This window comes from Pseudosulfitobacter sp. DSM 107133 (assembly GCF_022788695.1).
In the GTDB taxonomy this organism is placed as follows: Bacteria; Pseudomonadota; Alphaproteobacteria; order Rhodobacterales; family Rhodobacteraceae; genus Pseudosulfitobacter.
The window spans coordinates 2,131,093-2,153,167 of the sequence record NZ_CP085154.1 but is presented as its reverse complement, the minus strand read 5'-3'; the positions used below and the strand labels follow the sequence as shown (position 1 = coordinate 2,153,167).

At 60.9% G+C, this 22,075-nt stretch carries 21 protein-coding genes and 1 pseudogene; 11 read left to right on the top strand and 11 right to left on the bottom strand.

What is annotated here, in order from left to right:
• Window positions 1-18 precede the first annotated feature (18 nt).
• A complete protein-coding gene (locus tag DSM107133_RS10605) occupies window positions 19-642 on the top strand; it encodes an XRE family transcriptional regulator (protein ID WP_114295432.1) in 624 nt (207 codons plus the stop codon).
• Here the strand turns inward: DSM107133_RS10605 and DSM107133_RS10600 are convergent, their stop codons facing one another.
• The 3 genes and pseudogenes from DSM107133_RS10600 to DSM107133_RS10590 all read right to left on the bottom strand — a co-directional run bounded on the left by DSM107133_RS10600 (window position 643) and on the right by DSM107133_RS10590 (window position 3,213).
• A complete protein-coding gene (locus tag DSM107133_RS10600) occupies window positions 643-1,293 on the bottom strand; it encodes an MIP/aquaporin family protein (RefSeq protein ID WP_114295431.1) in 651 nt (216 codons plus the stop codon).
• A gap of 71 nt (window positions 1,294-1,364) precedes the next feature.
• A pseudogene (locus tag DSM107133_RS10595) lies at window positions 1,365-1,460 on the bottom strand (arsenate reductase ArsC); the annotation flags it as partial.
• Window positions 1,461-1,500: 40 nt separating this feature from the next.
• A complete protein-coding gene (locus tag DSM107133_RS10590; RefSeq protein ID WP_114295603.1) occupies window positions 1,501-3,213 on the bottom strand; it encodes an extracellular solute-binding protein in 1,713 nt (570 codons plus the stop codon).
• Between the two features lie 440 nt (window positions 3,214-3,653).
• Between DSM107133_RS10590 and DSM107133_RS10585 the strand changes: the two genes are divergently transcribed.
• Window positions 3,654-4,439: a 3-hydroxybutyrate dehydrogenase gene (locus DSM107133_RS10585; protein WP_114295430.1), complete on the top strand. Its 786-nt coding sequence runs from the start codon at window positions 3,654-3,656 to the stop codon at window positions 4,437-4,439.
• A gap of 80 nt (window positions 4,440-4,519) precedes the next feature.
• Window positions 4,520-5,551, top strand: coding sequence for a patatin-like phospholipase family protein (locus tag DSM107133_RS10580; protein WP_114295429.1), 1,032 nt, complete (start codon window positions 4,520-4,522; stop codon window positions 5,549-5,551).
• Between the two features lie 2 nt (window positions 5,552-5,553).
• Here the strand turns inward: DSM107133_RS10580 and DSM107133_RS10575 are convergent, their stop codons facing one another.
• The 4 genes from DSM107133_RS10575 to DSM107133_RS10560 all read right to left on the bottom strand — a co-directional run bounded on the left by DSM107133_RS10575 (window position 5,554) and on the right by DSM107133_RS10560 (window position 9,028).
• Entirely contained in the window at window positions 5,554-6,261 is a 708-nt protein-coding gene (locus DSM107133_RS10575) for a DUF502 domain-containing protein (protein ID WP_114295428.1), read from the bottom strand.
• Window positions 6,262-6,366: 105 nt separating this feature from the next.
• Window positions 6,367-7,281 (bottom strand): pseudouridine-5'-phosphate glycosidase, encoded by a 915-nt coding sequence (locus DSM107133_RS10570; protein WP_114295427.1) that lies wholly within the window; start codon window positions 7,279-7,281, stop codon window positions 6,367-6,369.
• Complete coding sequence (locus DSM107133_RS10565) at window positions 7,278-8,165, bottom strand: PfkB family carbohydrate kinase (RefSeq protein WP_037928671.1); 888 nt, start codon at window positions 8,163-8,165, stop codon at window positions 7,278-7,280. The genes DSM107133_RS10570 and DSM107133_RS10565 overlap by 4 nt, the downstream gene beginning before the upstream one ends.
• A 47-nt stretch (window positions 8,166-8,212) precedes the next feature.
• Complete coding sequence (locus DSM107133_RS10560; protein WP_240310691.1) at window positions 8,213-9,028, bottom strand: DUF4198 domain-containing protein; 816 nt, start codon at window positions 9,026-9,028, stop codon at window positions 8,213-8,215.
• A 49-nt stretch (window positions 9,029-9,077) separates the two neighbouring features.
• Here DSM107133_RS10560 and DSM107133_RS10555 point away from each other — a divergent pair, with 49 nt between their 5' ends.
• Window positions 9,078-10,220, top strand: coding sequence for a HupE/UreJ family protein (locus DSM107133_RS10555; RefSeq protein ID WP_240310690.1), 1,143 nt, complete (start codon window positions 9,078-9,080; stop codon window positions 10,218-10,220).
• Between the two features lie 20 nt (window positions 10,221-10,240).
• Here the strand turns inward: DSM107133_RS10555 and DSM107133_RS10550 are convergent, their stop codons facing one another.
• On the bottom strand, window positions 10,241-10,858 hold the full coding sequence (locus tag DSM107133_RS10550; RefSeq protein ID WP_114295426.1) for a thiamine phosphate synthase: 618 nt from the start codon (window positions 10,856-10,858) through the stop codon (window positions 10,241-10,243).
• A gap of 121 nt (window positions 10,859-10,979) precedes the next feature.
• Here DSM107133_RS10550 and DSM107133_RS10545 point away from each other — a divergent pair, with 121 nt between their 5' ends.
• From DSM107133_RS10545 to DSM107133_RS10530, 4 genes are all read left to right on the top strand, one after another.
• Window positions 10,980-11,717, top strand: a complete 738-nt coding sequence (locus tag DSM107133_RS10545; RefSeq protein ID WP_114295425.1) for an RNA methyltransferase — start codon at window positions 10,980-10,982, stop codon at window positions 11,715-11,717.
• A gap of 70 nt (window positions 11,718-11,787) precedes the next feature.
• Window positions 11,788-12,939: a heme A synthase gene (gene ctaA / locus DSM107133_RS10540; protein WP_114295424.1), complete on the top strand. Its 1,152-nt coding sequence runs from the start codon at window positions 11,788-11,790 to the stop codon at window positions 12,937-12,939.
• A 6-nt stretch (window positions 12,940-12,945) separates the two neighbouring features.
• Complete coding sequence (locus tag DSM107133_RS10535) at window positions 12,946-14,421, top strand: carboxypeptidase M32 (RefSeq protein WP_114295423.1); 1,476 nt, start codon at window positions 12,946-12,948, stop codon at window positions 14,419-14,421.
• A 203-nt stretch (window positions 14,422-14,624) separates the two neighbouring features.
• Window positions 14,625-14,969, top strand: coding sequence for a hypothetical protein (locus DSM107133_RS10530; RefSeq protein WP_114295422.1), 345 nt, complete (start codon window positions 14,625-14,627; stop codon window positions 14,967-14,969).
• A 100-nt stretch (window positions 14,970-15,069) separates the two neighbouring features.
• Here the strand turns inward: DSM107133_RS10530 and gyrA are convergent, their stop codons facing one another.
• A complete protein-coding gene (gene gyrA, locus DSM107133_RS10525) occupies window positions 15,070-17,838 on the bottom strand; it encodes a DNA gyrase subunit A (protein WP_114295421.1) in 2,769 nt (922 codons plus the stop codon).
• Window positions 17,839-18,028: 190 nt separating this feature from the next.
• Between gyrA and DSM107133_RS10520 the strand changes: the two genes are divergently transcribed.
• Complete coding sequence (locus DSM107133_RS10520; RefSeq protein ID WP_114295420.1) at window positions 18,029-18,298, top strand: usg protein; 270 nt, start codon at window positions 18,029-18,031, stop codon at window positions 18,296-18,298.
• A gap of 6 nt (window positions 18,299-18,304) precedes the next feature.
• On the opposite strand, the gene DSM107133_RS10515 is transcribed toward DSM107133_RS10520, so the two are convergent.
• Together DSM107133_RS10515 and DSM107133_RS10510 are read right to left on the bottom strand one after the other, a co-directional pair.
• The gene (locus tag DSM107133_RS10515; protein ID WP_114295419.1) at window positions 18,305-18,772 is read right to left on the bottom strand and encodes a YbjN domain-containing protein; all 468 of its coding nucleotides are present in this window, start codon (window positions 18,770-18,772) and stop codon (window positions 18,305-18,307) included.
• Window positions 18,773-18,841: 69 nt separating this feature from the next.
• On the bottom strand, window positions 18,842-19,801 hold the full coding sequence (locus DSM107133_RS10510) for a radical SAM protein (RefSeq protein ID WP_114295418.1): 960 nt from the start codon (window positions 19,799-19,801) through the stop codon (window positions 18,842-18,844).
• Between the two features lie 153 nt (window positions 19,802-19,954).
• On the opposite strand from DSM107133_RS10510, the gene zwf reads away from it, so the two are divergent.
• Both zwf and pgl read left to right on the top strand, forming a co-directional pair.
• On the top strand, window positions 19,955-21,409 hold the full coding sequence (zwf, locus tag DSM107133_RS10505; protein WP_114295417.1) for a glucose-6-phosphate dehydrogenase: 1,455 nt from the start codon (window positions 19,955-19,957) through the stop codon (window positions 21,407-21,409).
• Complete coding sequence (pgl, locus tag DSM107133_RS10500) at window positions 21,406-22,074, top strand: 6-phosphogluconolactonase (protein WP_114295416.1); 669 nt, start codon at window positions 21,406-21,408, stop codon at window positions 22,072-22,074. Before zwf ends, pgl begins: the two co-directional genes overlap by 4 nt.
• Window position 22,075: the final 1 nt, after the last annotated feature.

Here is a 22,075-nt window from a genome sequence, read left to right as displayed (position 1 = left end):
CAGCTTATAGAAACGGTCATGACCGGAAAAAGCCCCAGATCTCTGATCGAAATCGCCCGCACCAGCGGCGAGGATATGCCTGCGCAGCCTCTCGACCTGGGGGCGCGGGTGCGCGATCTGCGCAAGGCGCGCGACTGGACGCTGGAACAGGCGGCGAAACAGGCGGGCATTGCGCGCTCGACCCTGTCCAAGATCGAGAACGGTCAGATGTCGCCCACCTATGACGCACTGAAAAAGCTGGCGGTGGGCTTGCAGATTTCTGTGCCACAGCTGTTCACCCCGCCACAGGCCGAGCGTGTGAACGGGCGTATGGCAGTCACCAAGAACGGGCAGGGCAACCAGCAGGCCACGGCGACCTATGAGCACGAACTGCTGGCCGAAACGCTGGTGAAAAAGCAGATGTTGCCGTACCGCGCCCGCGTGCGCGCCCGCAGCATGGACGAATTCGACGGCTGGGTGCGCCATGACGGCGAAGAGTTTCTCTATGTGCTGACGGGTGTCATCACCCTTTACACCGAGTTCTACGAGCCCATCGAGATGCGCCGTGGCGACAGTGCCTATTACGACGCCACCATGGGCCACAACGTGGTCAGCACCAGCCCCGAGGATGCGATGATCCTTTGGGTGACCTCGCTGACCTGACTAGTCACGGAACAGCCACGTCAGGATCAGGTGCGCCAGCGGCACCGTGACCAGCTGCACCACGATAAAGGCCGCGATATGGCCGGGATAGATGCCCGCAAACGTGTCGGAAAAGCCGCGTGCAATGGTCACCGCAGGGTTGGCAAAGCTGGTGGATGCGGTGAACCAATAGGCCCCCGTGATGTAGAAGGCGACCAACGCAGGCACTGCCTCGGGACGTGATTTCAGGCCGCCGAAGATCACGAACAACAGCCCGAACGTCGCCATCGCCTCGGACCACCATTGCGCGATACCGGTGCGGTGCATGGTGGTCGAGGCTTGCAGGATCGGTTGATCGAACATCGCATGTGTCGCCCAGACGCCGACGATCCCGCCCGCGATCTGAACCAGAACGTAACCGACGGCGGGGCGCGTCGTGATCTCGCCGCGCAGCCAAAAGGCCAGCGTCACAGCGGGGTTGAAATGCGCGCCCGAAACCGGCCCCAGCGTGGTGATGATCACGTAAAGCATACAGCCCGTGGCCACCGCATTGGCCAAGAGCGCGATGGCGGTGTTTCCGTCCGCCAGCGTCTGTCCCATGATGCCAGAGCCGACCACGCCCACCAACAGCAATGCGGTGCCCAGCCCTTCGGCCGCCAGTTTGCGCATCATTGCAGGGTGCCCGCCCGTTTCAGATGGGTCCGCAATGCGCCGGTCTTCCTGGAGCCGACCGGATGAACGAGAAAGGCGTGCAGGCGGCCAGGGCCGGTTTCATTCAGGATATGTTCCAACAGGATCGACCGGGCCGGGTTTCCGGTGCACAGCACAGCTACATTCATGCGACTGCCGCTACTGCCTGAATGTAACGGAGTCGTGACATCAATCCTGCCACCACCAGATTTCAGGCATGTAATTGGGCCCGTCACCGTAAATCGGGATTATTTCGGGGTGTTTCATCTGTTTGATATGGGCAATGCGCCCTTCCGAGTATTGCCAGAACGGAATGACATAGCGCCCCGCTGTCAGCACTCGGTCCAGCGCGCGGGTGGCGGCGACAAACTGGTCCTGTCCTTCGGCCCCCAGCATTGCGTCGATCATTGCATCGACGGCGGGGCTATTGATGCCGGGCAGATTGCGCGAGCCTTCGGCGTCGGCGGCTTCACTGCTCCAGTAATAGCGCTGTTCGTTGCCCGGAGACAGCGACAGGGCGCGGCGGAAATAGGTCATATCGAAATCGAAACTGTTGGTGCGGGCCAGAAACTGCGCATCGTCAACGGTTTCGATGGTGGCCGTGATGCCCAGACGTGCCAGCGCGCCCACATAGATATCGGCAATGGCGATGTTTTCGGTACTGCCTTTGGGCAGCAGGATGTCAAAGGTGAATGGCGTACCGTCGGGGCCGCGCAGGGTGCCGCCCTCGGCGGAAAATCCGGCCTCTTGCAGCAGTTTGGTGGCGGCCCGCAGACCCTTGCGATTGCGCGCGCTGCCGTCGGAAACGGGCAGGGCATAACCCGCAAGCGTGCCCTCGGGCAGATCGGCGGCAAAGGGGGTCAGCAGCGCGGCGACGTCGGGTGCGGCAGGGCCGGGTTGCATCGCCAGAACCGAATTCGAGAAATACGAGGTGATGCGCGGCTGCGCGCCCCCGGTCAGCGTGTCGTTGATATATTCAAAGTTGAACGCATGGATCAGTGCAGCACGCACCCGCCAGTCGTCAAAGGGCGCACGGCGGGTGTTCATGGCAAGGCCTGTCATGCCCGACGGCTTGCCATGGGGGATCTCTGTCTGCACCACATCGCCGTTCAGCGCGCGGGGGAAATCATATTGCGAGGTCCAGCGTTCGGCGTTGAACTCGCGGATTGCGGAAATCTCGCCCGCCTTGAACCCTTCAAGCAGCACGGTGCTGTCGCCGTAGAAATCAATGCGGATGCTGTCAAAGTTGTTGGTCCCGCGCCGCACCGGCACATCCGCGCCCCAATAGTCGGGGTTGCGGGTCAGTTGCACAAACCGCCCGCCTTCGTAATCGCTGACCACATAGGGACCAGTGCCCAGGGGCACATCCGAGAGCGGTGCATTGGCAAAATCGCGCCCCTCCCACTGGGCCTTGCTGAGGATCGGGCGCATACCCGCCAGCAGGGCCAGTTCGCGGTTTCCGGGCGCAAAGGTCATCTTGACCGCGCGCGGCCCGTCCTGCGTGATCGAGGTGATCTGCGCCCACAGCCCGTGGTATCTTGGATGCCCTTCGGTGCCCAAGGTCTTGTAACTCCAGATCACGTCTTCAACCGTAACGGGTGTTCCATCGGAAAAAGCCGCCTCGGGGCGCAGGACGAATCGCACTTCGGTCCGGTCGTCGGAAACCTCGACCGATTCGGCCAGCAGACCGTACAAAGTGAACGGTTCGTCCAGAGAGCGGCCCATCAAACTTTCGTGCGTGAAGGTGGCCAGCTGCCAGGGCACGTTGCCTTTTCGCACGAAGGGATTGAGGGAATCAAAGCCGCCGGTGTTGCCCAGCACGATGGCCCCGCCGCGCGGTGCGTCGGCGTTCACATAAGGGAGTGACACAAAATCGGGTGGCAGGGCGGGATCGCCATACATAGCTATGCCATGCAGGGGTTCGGTTGCAGCGGCGCCACCGCAGAGAATCAGTGCCGCAATTGTGATATTGCGAAGACCTTTTTGGAAAATATTGGAGCCCATTTTGGCGACAATTCCCTTCTGCCCTTGTTTTGCTTGCTCCAGCGGTATCTGGGCTTTCGGGTGATTTCAAACTTTTAGCTTGGCCCTGCGCCACAGATTGCTTATAAAGAACTCACTGCTCGATAGGTTTCTTGCCTGTATGAAACCTGCCTCAATAACTTAACGCCAGCTTCGTGCTGGCGTTTTTTTTGGCTCGGCGTCAACTGGCCGGTGCGACAGATGCATCCAGATCCCCCGCGCCGCACGGTTGGAACCGCGATCTGCGCTTTGGCGTTCCTTTTGCAGGTGCAGCATGGCAGAGTTGCCGCAGCATTCAGAAAACCCCGAAGGAGCATATCATGGCCATCACAACCGATCTGTCTGGCAAAACCGCCGTTATCACCGGGTCCAACTCGGGAATCGGGCTGGGCATTGCCAAGGAAATGGGCAAGGCGGGGGCCAATCTGGTTCTCAACAGCTTTACCGATTCCGAGGAAGATCACGATCTGGCCGCCGAGCTGGCGCGCAGTCTGGGTGTGGATGTGCGCTATATTCAGGCGGACATGTCCAAGGCCGAGGATTGCCGCCGTCTGGTTGTGGCCGCGGGCGGCTGCGACATTCTGGTGAACAACGCAGGCATCCAGCATGTCGCCGCAATCGAAGAGTTTCCGGTCGACAAGTGGGATGCGATCATCGCGATCAATCTCAGCTCGGCCTTTCACACCAGCGCGGTTGCGGTCACAGGTATGCGTGAACGCGGCTGGGGGCGGATCATCAACATCGCCTCGGCTCATGGTCTGACCGCATCGCCCTATAAATCCGCCTATGTTGCGGCGAAACATGGCATCGTCGGGCTGACCAAAACAGTCGCGCTGGAAACCGCGACCGATCCGATCACGGTCAACGCCATCTGTCCGGGCTATGTGCTGACTCCCATCGTCGAAAAGCAGATCCCCGACACGATGAAAGAATACAACATGACCCGCGAAGAGGTGATCCAGAACGTGATGCTGACCCGCCAGCCCAGCAAGGAATTTGCGACTACGGAACAGGTTGGCGGCACGGCGGCCTTCCTGTGCTCGGACGCGGCGGCACAGATCACCGGCACCACGATCAGCGTCGACGGCGGCTGGACGGCGCTTTAACGCGGGTCCGCCGATTTCATCTTGCCAATAAACTCCCGCCGGAGGCTCCTGAAGTCTGCGGCGGACCGAAAGGCTCTGATATGACACGCAAACGCATCAACCTGGCCCTGCAAGGTGGCGGCGCGCATGGCGCATTCACCTGGGGGGCGCTGGACCGCATTCTGGAGGACGACAGGATTGAAATCGCCGCCATTTCCGGCACCTCTGCGGGCGCGCTGAACGGCGCGGCGTTGAAATCCGGCATTGTCACCGGCGGGGCCGAGGGCGCGCGGGCGGCGCTGGATGCGCTGTGGCACGAGGTTGCGGGGCTGCAAGGTGTCGAGGCCGAAAGCTGGATGGCCCCTTTTGGGGTGCGCGGTGTCAGTCGGGCGATGGAGATGAATCCGCTCTATCTGATGGGCGAGGCGATCAGCCACGGGCTGTCGCCCTATGCGTTGGGGCCGTTCTATACCAATCCGCTTACCCCGATCGTCAAGGCGTTCAACTACGACAAGGTGTGCGCTGACGCTGGCCCCGAATTCTTCGTCAACGCCACGCGGGTGCGCAATGGCAAGCTGCGGGTGTTCAAGGCAGACGAGGTGAACGCTGATGTCATCATGGCTTCGGCCTGTCTGCCGACGCTGTTTCAGGCGGTCGAGGTGTTCGACAGCCAGACCGGACGCACCGAAGCGTTCTGGGACGGCGGTTATACCGGAAACCCCGCGCTGTTCCCGTTCTTCGAGAAAAGGCTGCCACCGGATATTGTGGTGATCAACATCAACCCGCTGGAGCGCGAGGATGTCCCTTATACGCCGCAACAGATCCAGAACCGGATCAACGAGATCAGTTTCAATTCGTCCCTGTTGCGCGAGATGCGGGCGATTGCGCTGGTGCAGCGGTTGCTGGACGACGGCACCATCCCCGAGGAGCGTATGGCGCGTGTGCACATGCACATGATTGCCGACGATGATCTGATGAACGATTTGTCGGTGGCCACCAAGACTGTGCCCAACGGTTATGTTCTGGGGCGGCTCAAGGAAGCGGGCCGTTTGGCGGCTGACACGTTTCTAAAGCAGCATTTCGATGATCTGAGCCAACGTTCCAGCATTGATATGCGGGCGATGTACAGCTGATCCTATTCCGGGGGCTGGGTCGGATCCTTGGCGTTCGGGTAAACCAGCCCTGCCGAGATCACCAGTTTTGCGGCGTCTTCTACGCTCATGTCCAGTTCGATGACCTCTTCGGCAGGGACAAAAAGCAAAAAGCCCGAGGTCGGGTTTGGCGTGGTTGGCAAAAAGATCGACATCAACGGGCCCAGATCGCCCGCACGGTTCCTGATTTCGCCTTTGGCGGTTGTCGAGACAAAGCCGATGGCCCAGATGCCGCGCCGGGGATATTCGACCAGACAGGCTTTTTCAAAGCTGCGCTCGGACTGGGCAAAGACGGTTTCGGAAATCTGTTTGATCCCCGAATAGATCGAGCGCACCACCGGCGTGCGTTCCACCAGGCTTTCGCCAAAGCGCAGGACCGAGCGGCCGATCAGCCCCTTGGCCATCCAGCCGACAACGATGGTGAACACCAGAAAGATGATCACTCCGATGCCGCGCACGTTGATCTGCGAGTCGCGGGCGAAGCCGAAGAAATCCTGGATCATCCGGTCGGGATGATAGGCGCGTGGCACGAAAGGCAGCACCATGCCGTCAATCCAGCCGACAACGGTCCAGATCAGCCAGATTGTCAGCCCCACGGGCGCAATCACCACAAGTCCGGTCAGGAAGGATGCGCGCAAACGCCCGAGCAGGCTGGCTTTGCGGCGTGGTTCCTCGTCAAAAGGTGTGTTCATCAGGTTCCCGGAAAAAGTGGATTCTACGATCCAGCGGCAGACGCTTCGAAAATAGGGATTTTACCGCCGCCTTCAACACCGGTTGGTGATTTGCAACAACGTCTTTCAGGTCAAATGGGTCATTTCGACTGCAATCTGTGCAGCCAGCCGTGCATTATTGCGCACAAGTGCGATGTTTGCGGTCAGCGAACGGCCTTCGGTCAGCTCGAAAATACGTTGCAACAGGAAGGGCGTGACCGCCTTGGCGCTGATGCCTTGGGCGTCGGCCTCGGCCTGGGCCTGTGCGATGATCGGGGCCAGCACTTGGGGTGCGATCTCGTCGCTTTCGGGGATCGGGTTGGCCACCAGTTGCCCGCCGGGCACGGCGAGGCGGGCGCGCATCTTGTGGGCGGCGGCGATCTCGGCGGCGTTGTCCATGCGCAGGGGCGCGTCAAAACCGGCGCTGCGCGACCAGAAGGCCGGCAGCGCGTCCTGGCCAAAGGCGATGACGGGCACGCCCTGGGTTTCCAGAACTTCCAGCGTTTTGGGGATGTCCAGAATCGCCTTGGGGCCTGCCGCCACCACGGTGACGGCGGTCTGTGCCAGTTCCATCAGGTCGGCGGAGATGTCAAAGGTCTGGTCCGCGCCCATGTGTACACCGCCGATGCCGCCGGTGGCAAAGACGCTGATGTTGGCCAGACGGGCGGCGATCATCGTGGCGGCGACGGTGGTGGCGCCGGTGCGTCCCTTGGCCATGCACACGGCCATGTCGGCGCGGCTGATCTTGTCCACATCCTTGGCCTGCGCCAATGCTTCCAGTTGCTTGTCGGTCAGACCCACATGCAAGCGGCCCTTGATGACAGCCATTGTCGCAGGCGTGGCCCCGGCGGCGCGCACGTCTTCCTCGACCTGCCGCGCAACCTCAAGGTTTTGCGGATAGGGCATTCCGTGGGTGATGATCGTGCTTTCCAGCGCGACAACGGGCGATCCGCTGGCCTGGGCGTTGGCGACTTCGGAGGAGCGGGCGTAGGAATGGGTCAATTTGGGGTGTCTCCTGAGACATAGATGGCGGCTGCTTCCAGAGCTTGCGCAAGGGCCGCGTGGCGGTCTGCGCCGCGGGCTTCTGCAGCGATATGGGCGGCCATGAAGGTATCGCCGGCGCCGGTCACGCGGGTGACCAGCACTTGCGGCGGTGTGGCGTGAATGACGCCGCCCGTGGCATCGCCTTCGGCGGCATCATCGCCGCCATTGGTAACCAGAACGCGGGCAGCGCCGCGGTCCAGCAGGGCGGCGGCGGCGTCGGGGGCGGTCGCAAAGGTTGTCTGACACAAAAGGCCGGCCTCTTCGCAGTTCACATAAAGCGTGCCACGGCGGTTGTTCAGAAAGGGCGTCAGCCGCTCGGCCTTGCCGGGCGAGGCGGGGGCGACGCGCAGATCGGCCTGTGCCAGCGCGTCGCCGGTGGCGATCTCGGCCAGCAGGTCCAGTGTCAGGTTGCCATCCAGCGCGACCAGCCCGGCGTAGGGCGCGGGCAGGGTGCCATCGGTCAGCGGGCGCAGGATCTTGGCGCCTGCGGCCTCAAGTGAATGGGCGTCTGCGATGGCAGCGATCAGCCCGTTTGCCCCCTCGACCGCCATGTAGCGGTCGGTCGGCAGGTCGTCCGACCGGTAAATGGTGTCGGTGATCATGCCACGCGCGGCGCAGGCGGCCATCAGCTCGTCGCCCTCGGCGTCGCGGCCAATCGCCGTCAGCAGCGCAGGCGTCAGGCCGAACCGCGCCAGTGTCATCGCGATGTTCATCGCCACGCCACCGGGCAGGCGGGTGATCCGTCCCGGCACGTCCGACCCCTGTCGCATGACCGAGGCAGAGCGCCCGATCACATCCCACAGGACCGATCCGATACACAAAATGTCTGCTGTCTTTTTCATCCGCGTTTCATGGCTGTTAGCGCTGCATTATGCAAGGCATTCGCTCCCTATTCGGGCACCTTGAACGTCAGCGCCGCCCACAGCGTTTCCCACATCGCGTCCTTGTCCCCCGCATAGGGGCGCAGCACCACCGCATCCAGCAGGTATTCGCTGCCCGGAGTGACGGGAATGGTGGCGACGCCCTGATCGTCGGTGCGGGTGGTGGTTACGTTAACGTCGCCTGCTGGATCGCGGTGGAAAATTTCGACCTGCGCATCGGTGCGCGGCGCGCCCTGATACAGCACCTGCACCTGCATGGTGCCGTCAAAGGCGGCGGAATATGGGTTGGTCAGGGCAACAAACTCGGTCTCCATGCCGGTGACCTTATCCGCGCCTTCACCATTGCCGACCCCCACCAGCGATTTGATGTAGCGGGCATAAACCTCGCGGAAATCCTGCTGTGGCCAGCCCGCGGCGATGTGGTCGGCCTCGGCGGTCCTGAAATCCTTGTGCTTGGCGAAAGACAGGAATTTTTCCCATTCGCTGTATTTCAGCGAGGATACAGTGGATTGATAGACCAGCACCAGCAGACCGTCGACCGCAGGCGCCGGGGTGTCGAGCGCGGGAATATCGCCCAGACGCCCGTCGACGGGCACGGATGTCTCGCCCATGATCATGTCAAAGCGGACGATGTTGCTTTTGAAGAAGGCCAGCGTCGATCCGGCAAAATTCTGACCGTTTTTCAGGTCAGCTTTCAGGTCTCCGCCGCTTTCGACTTGATACTGTTGCGGTTCGAGCCAAGACTCATGGGCAATGACCGCATTGGCCCCCGCAAAGGAGGCGAGGAACATGGCGGCGAGAAACACGAACCGGGACAAACGCATGATAAACCCTTTTGTTAAGTTAACGAGAAAGCTGCGCCGTATTGCAGCAATGTCAACCCTGTGGCTGCTGACGGTTGCGTCAGCGGCGAACGCGCACGAGATCCTGCCAACCATTGCGGACCTCAGCGATGAGGGCGGCACTGTCACGATCCAGATGCGCGCCAACGTCGAGGCGTTTCTTGCCGGCATCGACATGGACGCGGTCAGCGACACGGACGAGGCCGCGCAGGCCGAGGATTACGACGCCCTGCGCGCGCGGCCCGTGGAAGAGATTGAAGCGCAGATGACAGGGCTGGTCCAGCAGTGGAACGCCCTGCCGATGCTGCGGGCGGATGGCGAAGCGGTGCCGCTGGTGCTGCAAGGTTTCGAGGTCGCCGAAGCGCCTGACCCCGCGCAGCCGCGCCAGTCGTTGCTGACGCTGGTGGGGCAGCTGCCGTCGGGTGCATCCGAGGTGGTGGTGGCCTGGCCAAAGGGGCAGGGGTCGCTGGTGTTGCGCCAGCAGGGCGTCGATGATCCGTTCACCGGTTATGTGGAAAGCGGCGCGGACAGCGGTGCAATTGCCCTGTCAGGTGGCGGTGCGCTGACCGGTTGGGGCACTTTCGCGGGCTATATCCCCGTGGGGTTCGATCACATTCTGCCGCAGGGGCTAGACCATATCCTGTTTGTGCTGGGGCTGTTCCTGCTGAGCACTGCATGGCGGCCTTTGCTGTTGCAGATCAGTGCCTTCACCGTGGCGCATACGGTCACGCTGGCGCTGGGGGCGCTGGGGATCGTCAGCATACCGGGCAGCATTGTCGAGCCGCTGATTGCCGCCAGCATCGTTTACGTTGCGGTCGAGAATATATTCTGGCGCAAGCTGTCGCCGTGGCGGCCCTTTGTGATCTTCGGCTTTGGCCTGTTGCACGGGCTGGGGTTTGCCTCGGTGCTGGGCGAATTTGGTCTGCCTGCGGATCAGTTCATTCCGGCGTTGCTGGGGTTCAACGTGGGCGTCGAGGTGGGACAGCTGACTGTGGTGGCGCTGGCGGCGATCATCGTTGCACTGTCCGTCGCGGCGGCCCGTTCGGTCGAGCTGGACGGAGACGAGATCTTTGTGCAGGAGCGGGATGTGATGTTCCGCGCCATCTCGATCACGGGATCACTGGTGATCGCGCTGATCGGCGCGTGGTGGGTGGTCGAGCGGGTGTTCTTGTAACACCCGCCGCCTGTCGGTTTTTACATATCGGCCAACAGGGCCGTCAGGGCGGCCGAAGGGTCGTCCTGACCCCAGATTTCCGCACCAATGCCGAAAAAGTCGGTGAACGGAGCAAGGGCCGCGATTTGTGCGCGGTCCAGGTTGCCCTCGGCTATGACAGGGATTTCAATGACTTCGGACCACCACTGGAACAGCTCTGCCTCGGCAAAGCTGTCATCGTCGGGCGTCTTGCCCTGCACCGGACCAAAGGCGATGTAATCCGCACCCGCTTCGCCCGCCGACAGCCCGTCGTGGCGCGATCCGCCGCAGAAGGCGCCGACGATGGCATCGGGGCCCAGCACCTTGCGCGCATCTCGCACCGATCCGGGGATCGTCAGGTGCACCCCGTCCAGTCCCAGCCGTTCGGCCAGCGGCACGTTGTCGGTGATCACCAGTGCCACATCGCGCGCATCGGTCACCGCACGCAGCGCATCGGCGGCGCGGGACAGGCGGTCTTCGTCTTTGGTGTCCAGCGCCAGCCGCACACAGGCGATGGCATGGGCGTCCAGAACCCGCGCCAGCGTGTCGGGAAACTGCGACAGTTCCAGCTCGGGCGGGCTGATAAGGTAAAGTTGCGGCTGCTGCTCGGTCTCGGCCATGATCGTCTGATCCTTTGTCGTCACTGGCAGCGCAGATAGCGGATCGTGCGGGGAAAGGAAACACGCGCGTGCATGTGTCGGGGGGCTTTTCCACCGGCGCGGGGCTGTGTATGGGGGCGGCATGAGCGATATTCCTTTCTTTGTGCTGGTGCGCCCGCAGATGGGCGAAAACATCGGGTCCGCCGCGCGGGCGATGTGGAACTTTGGTCTGGACCGGATGCGCATCGTCGCACCCCGCGATGGCTGGCCGAACCAATCGGCTGTGGCGTTGGCCTCGGGGGCGGGGCGGTTGCTGGACGAGGCGCAGCTGTCGCCGGATCTGCCGGATGCTTTGGCCGACTGCACCTATGTCTATGCCACCACCGCGCGGGCGCGCGATTTGACCAAGCCGGTGCTGTCGCCCGAAGCGGCGATGCGTGATGCCGCTGACCGGATTTCACAGGGCCAGAAGGTCGCCGTGATGTTCGGCCCGGAACGCGCAGGGCTGGAGAACGAGGACATCGCGCGGGCCAATGCGATCATATCGGTGCCGGTGAACCCGAAATTCGCCTCGCTCAATCTGGCGCAATGCGTGTTGCTGGTGGGATACGAGTGGATGCGCGCCAGCGGCGAGGTTGTGCACCGCAGCGACGAGATGGCGGGCACCGACTGGGCGCAGGGCGTCGAGGTCGAGCATCTGGCCGTGCACTACGAGGATGCGCTGGACGAGGCGGGCTTTTTCTTTCCCGAACACAAGTCGGCCAGCATGCGCACCAACCTGCGCAACATGTGGAGCCGGATGCCGCTGACCCGCGCCGATGTGCAGATGTTGCATGGGGTGATGCGGCAGATGGTCCGATGGGCGCAAAAGCGGCCCTGATGGGGCATGATGGTTCTGGACCATCGCGCGGCGCGGCCCTAGGTTGCGCGTCAAAGACGAGGACCAGACAATGAGCGGCAAACGTAGCATTTTCGAAGAGGTCGCAAGCCCCGAGGCGGCGGCCAAAACCGCACCGGCCACTGGTGTGATCGACCGTGGACGGCGCGGCGCGCGGCGGGGCATCCGCATCTGGCTGATGGTGCTGTTTGCGCTGGTCTTTGTGATGATCGCCGTGGGCGGGCTGACGCGGCTGACCGACAGCGGATTGTCGATCACCGAGTGGAAACCCTTCACCGGCGCGATGCCGCCGCTGACGCAGGCTCATTGGGAAGAGGAATTTGCCAAATATCAGGCCATTGACCAGTTCCGCATCATGAACCAGTGGATGGATCTGGCTGATTTCAAAGCGATTTACTGGTGGGAATGGGGCCATCGCCAGCTGGGCCGTGTGATCGGGCTGGTCTGGGCCTTGGGCTTTGCCTATTTTGCCGTGCGCCGTCAGGTGCCGGTGGGCTGGAGCAAACGTCTGTGGCTGGTGGGGCTGCTGGGCGGCGCGCAGGGCGCGATTGGCTGGTGGATGGTGTCCAGCGGTGTAACGCAAGGCGAGGGCGCGACCAGTGTTGCCAGCTACCGGCTGGCCACCCATCTGGGGCTGGCGTTCATTATCCTGGGCGTGCTGACGTGGTACATATTACAGTTGGGCCGCACCGAACGCGACCTGATGCAAACGCGCCGCAGCAAAGAGGCCAGGCTGTTCGGCCTGTCCACCGGATTGCTGCATTTCGCGTTCCTGCAAATCCTGATCGGCGCGCTGGTCGCGGGCATTGACGCAGGCCGCAGCTATACCGACTGGCCGATGATGGGCGGGCAATGGTTCCCGCCCAATGCGTTTCCGGTCGAGCCGATGTGGCGCAACATCTTTGAAAGCCCCGGACTGGTGCAGTTCATTCACCGTATCACCGGCTATCTGCTGGCGGTCTTTGGCGTTGTGGTCTGGCTGCGCGGACGGCGCAGCGCGCACCGGCGCACGCGGTTTGCGTTCAACGCTGTCTTTGCCGCGCTGGCTTTGCAGATCGCCCTTGGCATCACCACCGTGCTGTATGGCGCGCCGTGGCAGGTGGCGATCCTGCATCAATGTCTGGCCGTGGTCCTGTGGGTCTTGATCCTGCGGGCGCGGTTCCTCACTGCTTACCCTATCCAATCCTCAATTCGTGAAGGCTGATCTTATATGACCCTCTATGACGCGCTGATGGCTTACGACCGTGATACACAGGCTTTGGCCCAGGTGGCGGGGCGTCTGGGGTGGGATCAGGAAACCATGATGCCACGCGGTGCCGCAGACCAGCGCGGCGAGGAAATGGCGGCGATGGAATCCGTGCTGCACGCGCGCCGTACCGCGCCGCAGGTGGGCGACTGGCTGGACGGGATCGACGACAGCACGCTGGACGCGGTGGGACAGGCGCAGATGCGCCATATCCGGCGTAGCCATGCCCGCGCGACCAAGGTGCCCGCTGCATTGGCCAGCAAACTGGCGCGGCTGACGTCGGTTGCCCAAGGCAAGTGGGCCGAAGCGCGCGCCGAGGATGATTTTGCCGCCTTTGCGCCGGTGCTAGACGAAGTTGTGGCGCTGAAGCGCGAAGAGGGCGCGGCGCTTGCTGCTGGCGGCGATCTGTATGACGCGATGCTGCAAGACTATGAACCCGGCACCACCGGAGCCGAGCTTGAGGCGATGTTTTCGGCCATGCGACCGGTTCTGGCAGAGCTGCGTGCCGCCGTGCTGGAGGCGGAAAAACCTGCCAGCCTGACCGGCACATTTGACGAAGCGGCGCAGATGAAGCTGAGCCGCCAGCTGGCGCGCACCTTTGGTTATGACATGCAGCGGGGCCGCGTCGACAAGGCGGTGCATCCGTTCAGCTCGGGCAGCGGCAACGATGTGCGCATTACTACGCGCACCAACCCGACCGACCCGTTCAATTGCTTTTATTCGACCATCCACGAGGTCGGCCACGCCACCTATGAGCAGAACATCGACCAGGCCTATCTGCTGACACCGCTGGGGCAGGGCGTGTCGATGGGCGTGCACGAAAGCCAAAGCCGCATTTACGAGAACCAGATCGGCCGCAGCCGCGCCTTTACCGGCTGGTTGTTCGGGCAGATGAAGGACACCTTTGGCGATTTTGGCATTGCCGACGAAGATGCGTTTTATGCCTGTGTGAACAGCGTCAACAACGGATATATCCGCACCGAGGCCGACGAAGTGCAATACAACCTTCATGTTCTGTTGCGCTTTGATCTGGAACGCGCGCTGATGTCGGGTGATCTGGCGGTTGCCGATCTGGAAGCCGCATGGAACGACCGGTTCAAGGCCGACTTTGGCTATGCTGTCGACAAGGCCAGCAACGGTGTGTTGCAGGATGTGCACTGGTCGGTGGGCCTGTTTGGATACTTCCCGACCTATTCGCTGGGCAATGTCTATGCGGGCTGCCTGCACCAGACGCTGCGCACCGCTGTGCCGGATCTGGATGACCATCTGGCGCAGGGCAACACCGCACCTGCCACTGACTGGCTGCGTGACAATGTGCAGGTCAATGGTGGGTTGTACGATCCGCGTGTGACCATCACAATGGCAAGCGGAATCGAGCCGACAGAGCTGCCGCTGATAGCCTATCTCAAGGAAAAATTTTCAGGCATCTATAACCTGTAGTATTTTGGTTTCAGTTGCGTTTGATTTGCACTGCATGATGTTTGTCAAAAGCCTTTTCGCATTGCAAATTGCACGCAAATCTATCAAATTCGGCAAAGGTAAGGCCGCAGGGTCCGACCTGCGCAGTTTTGGCTATGGAACAGATGCAATCTTCTGTGTGTTAGTCTAGTAAGAGAGAATTAACGAATCAAATGGAGGTTCATATGAAGAAGTTCATTTCAGCAGTCGCATTGAGCGCACTGATGGCGGGCTCGGCGATGGCGCAAGGCGTAGTGCGTCAGGTTGAAGTCGATGGCGCAACAGGTAACCCCGAATACCCCGTCTACGTGCTGGGTTCGAACGGTGTTAATTACATGTGCAAAGCAGACACCTTTGTGGATGATGGCGTTGTGAAACGTCTGTGCATCCGTGACGACGACGATGGTGCGGTTCTGTCGGCTGGGGATCTTGGCCCAGTTGCTGCCGGTGCTGGCGCATTGGTTCTGATCGCTCTGGCTGCGGGTGGCGGCAACGACTCGACAACAACTTCGACTTCGGCTTCGGACTAAGTCATAAGTATTTCCGCGCGGAAGCGCGGCCCGAAATAGAAAATGGCGGCTCTGTAAAGAGCCGCCATTTTGCGTTTTGACTGGTGTGGCCGACGCCGGATCAGCTGTCGCTGTCCGGCGTTTCACCTGCATCTTCGATAGCCGCAGTTGCGTCATCACCCTGATCGGCAATCCAGGCAACGCTGACAACTTCTTCGTTCTTGCCTGTGTTGAACACCCGCACACCGCCTGCACTGCGCGAGCGGAAGCTGATGCCTTCGACCGGCACGCGGATCGACTGGCCTTTGGATGTGGCCAGCATGATCTGGTCATCCATCTCGACCGGGAACGAGGCCACGATCTCGCCGCCGCGCATCGCCTTGTCCATCGCTGTAACACCCAGGCCACCACGTCCACGCACGGGGTAGTCGTGGCTGGAGCTCAGCTTGCCTGCGCCGTTCGCGGTGATGGTCAGGATCAGGTTTTCAGCCGCCGACATCTCGACATAACGTTCGTTCGAGAAGTTCGGATCGGCGGGGGCTTCTTCCTCGTCGCTATCCTCATCCGCCAGACCGGCCATGGCGCGACGCATCTTCAGATAGGCGGTGCGTTCTTCGGATGTGGCATCAAAGTGGCGGATGATCGACATGGACACCACGGATTCCTTGGCACCCAGTTTGATCCCGCGCACCCCGACCGAAGCGCGTGAGTTGAACACCCGCACGTCTGTTGCAGGGAAGCGGATGGCGCGGCCCGAGTTGCTGATCAGCATGACATCGTCGTCGTTCGACGCAATCCGCGCATTGATCAGCGTGGTGCCTTCATGCTCGCCCTCGAACTTCATCGCGATCTTGCCGTTGCGCATGACGTTGGTGAAATCCGACAGCTTGTTGCGGCGCACGGTGCCGGCCGAGGTGGCAAAGACCACCTGCAAGTCGTCCCAGTCGGCCTCGTCACGGTCCACCGGCATGATCGCCGCAACCGAGACTCCGGCCGGGATCGGCAGGATGTTGACGATTGCCTTGCCCTTGGAGGTGCGGCCCCCCTGAGGCAGGCGCCATGTCTTGAGCTTGTAGGACATGCCATCGGTGGTGAAGAACAGCAGCTGCGTATGGGTGTTGGCCACAAAGAGGGTGGTGATGACATCCTCTTCCTTGGTTTGCATCCCCGACACACCTTTGCCACCGCGTTTCTGGCTGCGGAAATCGGCAAGCGGCGTGCGTTTGATATAGCCGCCCGAGGTGACGGTCACGACCATGTCCTCGCGGGCGATCAGATCTTCGTCGTCCATGTCGCCGGACCAGTCCACAATCTCGGTGCGGCGGGGCACGGCGAACTGGTCTTTGACCTCGGCCAGCTCGTCCGAGATGATGCGCATGATCTTTTCGCGGCTGCTCAGGATTTCAAGGTATTCCTTGATCTTGCGGGCCAGCTCTTCCAACTCGTCGGTGACTTCCTTGACGCCGATCTGGGTCAGACGCTGCAAGCGCAGTTCCAGGATCGCGCGCGCCTGCGCTTCGGAGAGGTTATAGGTGCCGTCGTCGTTGGCGGTGTGGGTCGGATCGTCGATCAGCGCGATATAGGGCAGGATCGATTCCGCAGGCCACCGCCGCGTCATCAGCTTTTCACGCGCCTCGGCGGCGTCGGCCGACGACCGGATCGTTGCCACGACTTCGTCGATGTTGGTGACCGCAACCGCCAGACCACACAGGATGTGGCTGCGTTCGCGGGCCTTGCGCAGCAGGAAGGCCGTGCGGCGGGCCACCACGTCTTCGCGGAAATCAATGAAGTACGTCAGGAATTTGCGCAGGGTCAGCTGTTCGGGGCGGCCACCGTTCAGGGCCAGCATGTTGCAGCCGAAATAGGTTTGCATCGGAGTGAAGCGGAACAGCTGGTTCATCACCACTTCGGCGGTTGCATCACGCTTGAGCTCGATCACCACGCGCACACCGTTGCGGTCGGATTCATCCTGAACATGGGCGATGCCATCGATCTTTTTCTCGCGCACTTGTTCGGCGATTTTTTCGATCATCGTCGACTTGTTCACCTGATAGCAAATCTCGTCGATGATGATGGCAAAGCGGTCCTTGCGGATTTCTTCGACACGGGTCTTGGCGCGCATGATGACGCTGCCACGCCCCTCAAGATAGGCTTTGCGCGCGCCCGAACGGCCCAGCATGATGCCGCCCGTCGGGAAATCGGGGCCGGGGATATAGTCGATCAGCTCTTCCGAGGTCAGATCGGGGTTTTCAATCAGCGCCTGACAGGCGTCGATCACCTCGCCCAGATTGTGCGGCGGAATGTTGGTGGCCATGCCGACGGCGATACCACCGGCGCCATTCACCAGCATGTTGGGAAAACGGGCGGGCAGGACCGTGGGTTCGCGTTCTTTACCGTCGTAGTTGTCGATAAAGTTTACGGTTTCCTTGTCCAGATCGCTGGTCATGTAGGACGCGACCTTGTCCAGGCGGGATTCTGTGTAGCGCATCGCCGCAGCACTGTCGCCGTCCATCGAGCCAAAGTTACCCTGACCGTCGATCAAGGGCAGCGACATCGAGAAATCCTGCGCCATGCGCACCAGCGCGTCATAAATCGCGCTGTCGCCGTGCGGGTGATACGAACCCATGACGTCGCCCACCGATTTGGCGGACTTGCGATAGGTCTTGTCGTGCGTGATGCCTTTTTCGTACATCGAATAGATGATGCGGCGGTGAACCGGTTTCAGCCCGTCGCGCAGATCGGGGATTGCGCGGCTGACGATGACCGACATGGCATAATCCAGATAGGATGTGCGCATCTCGTGTTCGATGGTGACCGAGGGCCCGGAGAAAACGGGACGCTCTGGCGGCATTTCATCATTGTTCTCAGGTGTTTCTGGCGTGTCGTTCACTTGGCTGCCCGTCTTTTTCTGAGTGTCTATATGTTGTGAGCAACCCTATCAGAAGCGGTATATGAGGTGCAATGGCAGGCGTCTCTGTGACATTGGCAGCACAGCGGGTAGAGTGCCAACACATTGTTTTTATTGAAAATTAATCTGGCTGTGGCAGGATGAAAGAAAAGCAGCATGAAAGGTGCGCAAAATGCAGGTCTCGGAAACGGAAATGATGCTGAAGGGATACGGGCTGACCACGGCTGAATTCTTCTATCACATGCCCGATTATGCCCATGTGCTGAACAGCTATACATGGCAGGACTACGACACCGCCCCCGACCATCCGCGGCTGTTCGAATTTGTCGAATTCTGGCAGCGCGAGATCGAGGGGCCGCTACATTCGGTGCGTTTTACCCATCGCAAGCTGATTGCGCCGGGGGAATGGCGCAACCAGGTCGGTGAATTCCGAATTCATTGAACCGGATCAGAATCCGATGTGTTCCTTGAAGCTGTCCACCGCATTGTTCCAGCGCGACAGAATGCGTTCGAACGTATAGCGCGACATGCCGTCAACACCAGCGACGGCATGTTCGATCACGGCAAGGCCCTCATTGTTTTCATAGGCTTTGCCGAGATAGAAGTCGCGGTTCCAGTCGTGCAGAGTGCGCATAGATACGTTGCCTGAGGTTTGAAAGCTGGCCCGGAACTGGATATCGCGGCAATTGCGTCCGTCGTCGCAGCCGTAAAAATTGATATCGACCTTGGTGCCTTCCATCTCGGTCTTGATCTGCGGATCACCGTAGCTGTCAGTGACGATTTCAGTGGGATAGCCGGACTCGCCCAGCAATTTTGTCAACGTTTCAGGGTTCGACGCGCTGACGGACTGGGCCGATGACACTTGCGCCGAGGCCAGAACAAGAGCGGTTGCGGCGCTGGCAATATATGATTTCATATCCGGTTTCCTTTTGATCAGGGCCCCAGTCTCGCCAGCGTAACTGTCTATGTCAAATGAAGAAACCCGTCACGCAGAGCAGCTTGCGCCGCCCAGCACACAGAATTTCGCGCAGTGCGGGTGGTTCAGCGCGACGGGGCCTTCGGCCTGTTGCAAAGTGGTGCCCAGTTCGAATGCAGGGCTATAGGGCAGCAGGGTACAGGCCAGCACCGCAGGGCTGTCAGCGCCCTTGCGTTTGACCACCATGCGCGATGAGGAACACATGACCGCATCGGGGGACTTGTTCAGAATGCCCCAGCAGGCCGTGGTAATTTCGGGGACGTCAACCCGTTCGTCCATTTCAGGAAAAAGCACAGTCATTCCAGGGTTGTATGCGTCAATGTCAAAGTCGTGTCTGGCAAAGAAAGCGGCATATCCGGCGCGCGATTGGGTTTCGTCCTCTTCAAAGATCGAGCGCCCGGCAACCGCCATGCGAAAGCCGTTGTCGCGCAACCATTCCATGCCTTTCAGCGTATTGGCAAAACTGCCCGCGCCGCGTTCGGCGTCATGCAGGCTGGCGCGGTGGTGATCGACGGAAATGCGCAGGGTCAGCTTGCCGGGAAAGCGCGCATTCAGCTGTACCAATCCGTCCTGCATCCGTTTGCGCATCATCGGACGCATCGCGTTGGTCAATATCAACACATCATAGCCGCGTTCCAGCGCGGCCTGCGCCATGTCGATCATCTGGGGGTTCATGAACGGTTCGCCGCCGGTAAAGGCAATCTCGTGCACACCCCAATTGCGGTCGGCCAGCTGGTCCAGGTAATCGCGCACGTCATCAGCCGTGATATAGACCAATGCATCATTGGTCGGGCTGCTTTCGATATAGCAGTTCACGCATTCGATGTTGCACAGGGTGCCGGTGTTGAACCACAGCGTTTCGGGGTGGGTCAGCGCGACGGTTGCGCGTTCCTCGCCCTTGGCTGTGCGCTGTGGGTCTTGAAATTTGCCCGCGTTGCCCTGTGATTGAGCATCTGCAATGTCTTTCATTCCGGCGCACCCTCTGGTCTTTGCCTCTGTTTCTTTTGTGGTAGGGTAACCGAAAAGGCGTGAATAGCCGAAGCACTTGGCCTGACACTATTGTGATCGGGGCGGGTTTAGGGCATGTTTGCGCTAACATATCATGAAACAAGGGCCTACAGCATGGTTTCGCGCGTTATTCCGGTCGATCCTTTTGATCTGGTCATCTTCGGGGGCACGGGTGATCTGGCCCGTCGTAAAATCCTGCCGGGCTTGTTCCGGCGCTTCTGTTCGGGGCAAATGCCCGATGATGCGCGCGTTATCGGGGCCGCACGGTCCGAGATGACGCGGGAAGAATATCGCGCCTTTGTTGCCGAAGCGATTCGTGAATTTGGTGGTGGCAAGTCCTGCGAGAACGGCACGCTTGAGGCGTTCCAGACGCGGCTGGAATATGTCACGGTCGATGCCAAGGGGGACGATGGCTGGGCCGAGATGGTCAAGCTGATGGACGGGCGCGACGTGGTGCGGGCCTTTTACTTTTCGGTTGCACCCGGTCTGTTCGGCGATCTGGCGTCGCGCCTGCATCATTGGAAGCTGACCAATGACCAGACGCGGATTGTGGTCGAAAAACCCTTTGGCCGTGATCTGGCCACGGCCAAGGCGCTGAACGCCTCGCTGGCCGCGCATTTCGACGAAAGCCAGATTTACCGTATCGACCACTATCTGGGCAAGGAGACCGTGCAAAACCTGATGGCGGTGCGCTTTGGCAATATGCTGTTCGAACCGCTGTGGAACTCCCAATACGTCGATCACATCCAGATCACCGTGGCGGAAACCGTCGGAGTCGGGGGCAGGGGCGATTATTATGACCGTTCGGGTGCGATGCGCGACATGGTGCAGAACCACCTGATGCAGCTTTTGTGTCTGATCGCCATGGAACCGCCCAGCAAGTTCGACCCCGACGCGGTGCGGGACGAAAAGCTGAAAGTGATCCGGGCGCTTGATCCGGTTGCACCGCACCATGTGGTGCGCGGCCAATACGAAGCCAGCGAGGAGGGCCCCAGCTATCGCGAAGCTGTGGAAGACCCGCGTTCGCGCACCGAAAGCTATGTGGCAATGAAGGTCGGTATTTCAAACTGGCGGTGGGCGGGCACGCCGTTCTATCTGCGCACCGGCAAACGTCTGGTGGCGCGTTCCAGCGAGATTTCGGTGGTGTTCAAAGAGCTGAACCATTCAATCTTTGGCGAAAAGCAGGACCACCGCAACACCCTGTCGATCCGGCTGCAACCCAACGAAGGCATCACGCTGAATGTAACCATCAAAGAGCCGGGACCGGGCGGGATGCGGCTGGTTGATGTGCCCTTGGACATGACCTTTGCCGAAGCGCTTGGCGAGGACGCCGAAGAGACGCCTGACGCCTACGAACGGCTGATCATGGATGTGATCCGTGGCAACCAGACCCTGTTCATGCGCGGCGACGAGGTCGAGGCGGCATGGGCTTGGACCGACCCGATCATCGCAGGATGGGAGGCGCGCGGCGAAGTGCCCAAGCCCTATGAAAGCGGCAGTGCAGGCCCCGGTGATGCGGTGCAGATGCTGGCCCGCGACACCCGCGTCTGGCGCGAGGTAAAGCCATGATCTTACAAGAGTATCTTGACCGTGATTTGCTGGCGATGGAAGTGGCCAGAAAGATGGCGGGCGCTTTGGAAAACATCTTGTTGACCCATGATCGCGCCACTTTGGTGGTGCCGGGGGGGACAACTCCGGGCCCGATTTTCGACGTGCTGTCGGCGGCGCGGCTGGATTGGGACCGGGTCGATGTCACCCTGACCGATGAACGCTGGGTTGACGAAACTTCGGACCGCTCGAACGGGGCGCTGTTGCGGCGTCGGCTGCTGGTCGACCGTGCGGTGGCCGCGACGTTCAAACCGCTGTATCGCGACGGTCTGGATGTCGACGCCGGCGCTGTGCTGGTCAGCGAGGATCTGGATGCACATTTGCCGATTTCGGTGTTGCTGTTGGGGATGGGTGCAGACATGCACACCGCATCGCTGTTTCCAGGGGCCGAGGGGCTTGAGGCTGCTTTGGCCGCAGATGCCCCTGTGGCGCTGCCGATCTACGCCGAGGGTCAGGAGCCGCGCATCAGCCTGTCGGCGCATGTGCTGGATGGGGCAATGTCCAAACATCTGGTGATTTTTGGTGCCGAAAAACGTGCCGCTCTTGAACGCGCAGCCGATCTCACCCCCCGGAACGCCCCGATTGCGGCTGTTCTGGATGAATTGACCGTACATTGGGCAGAATGAA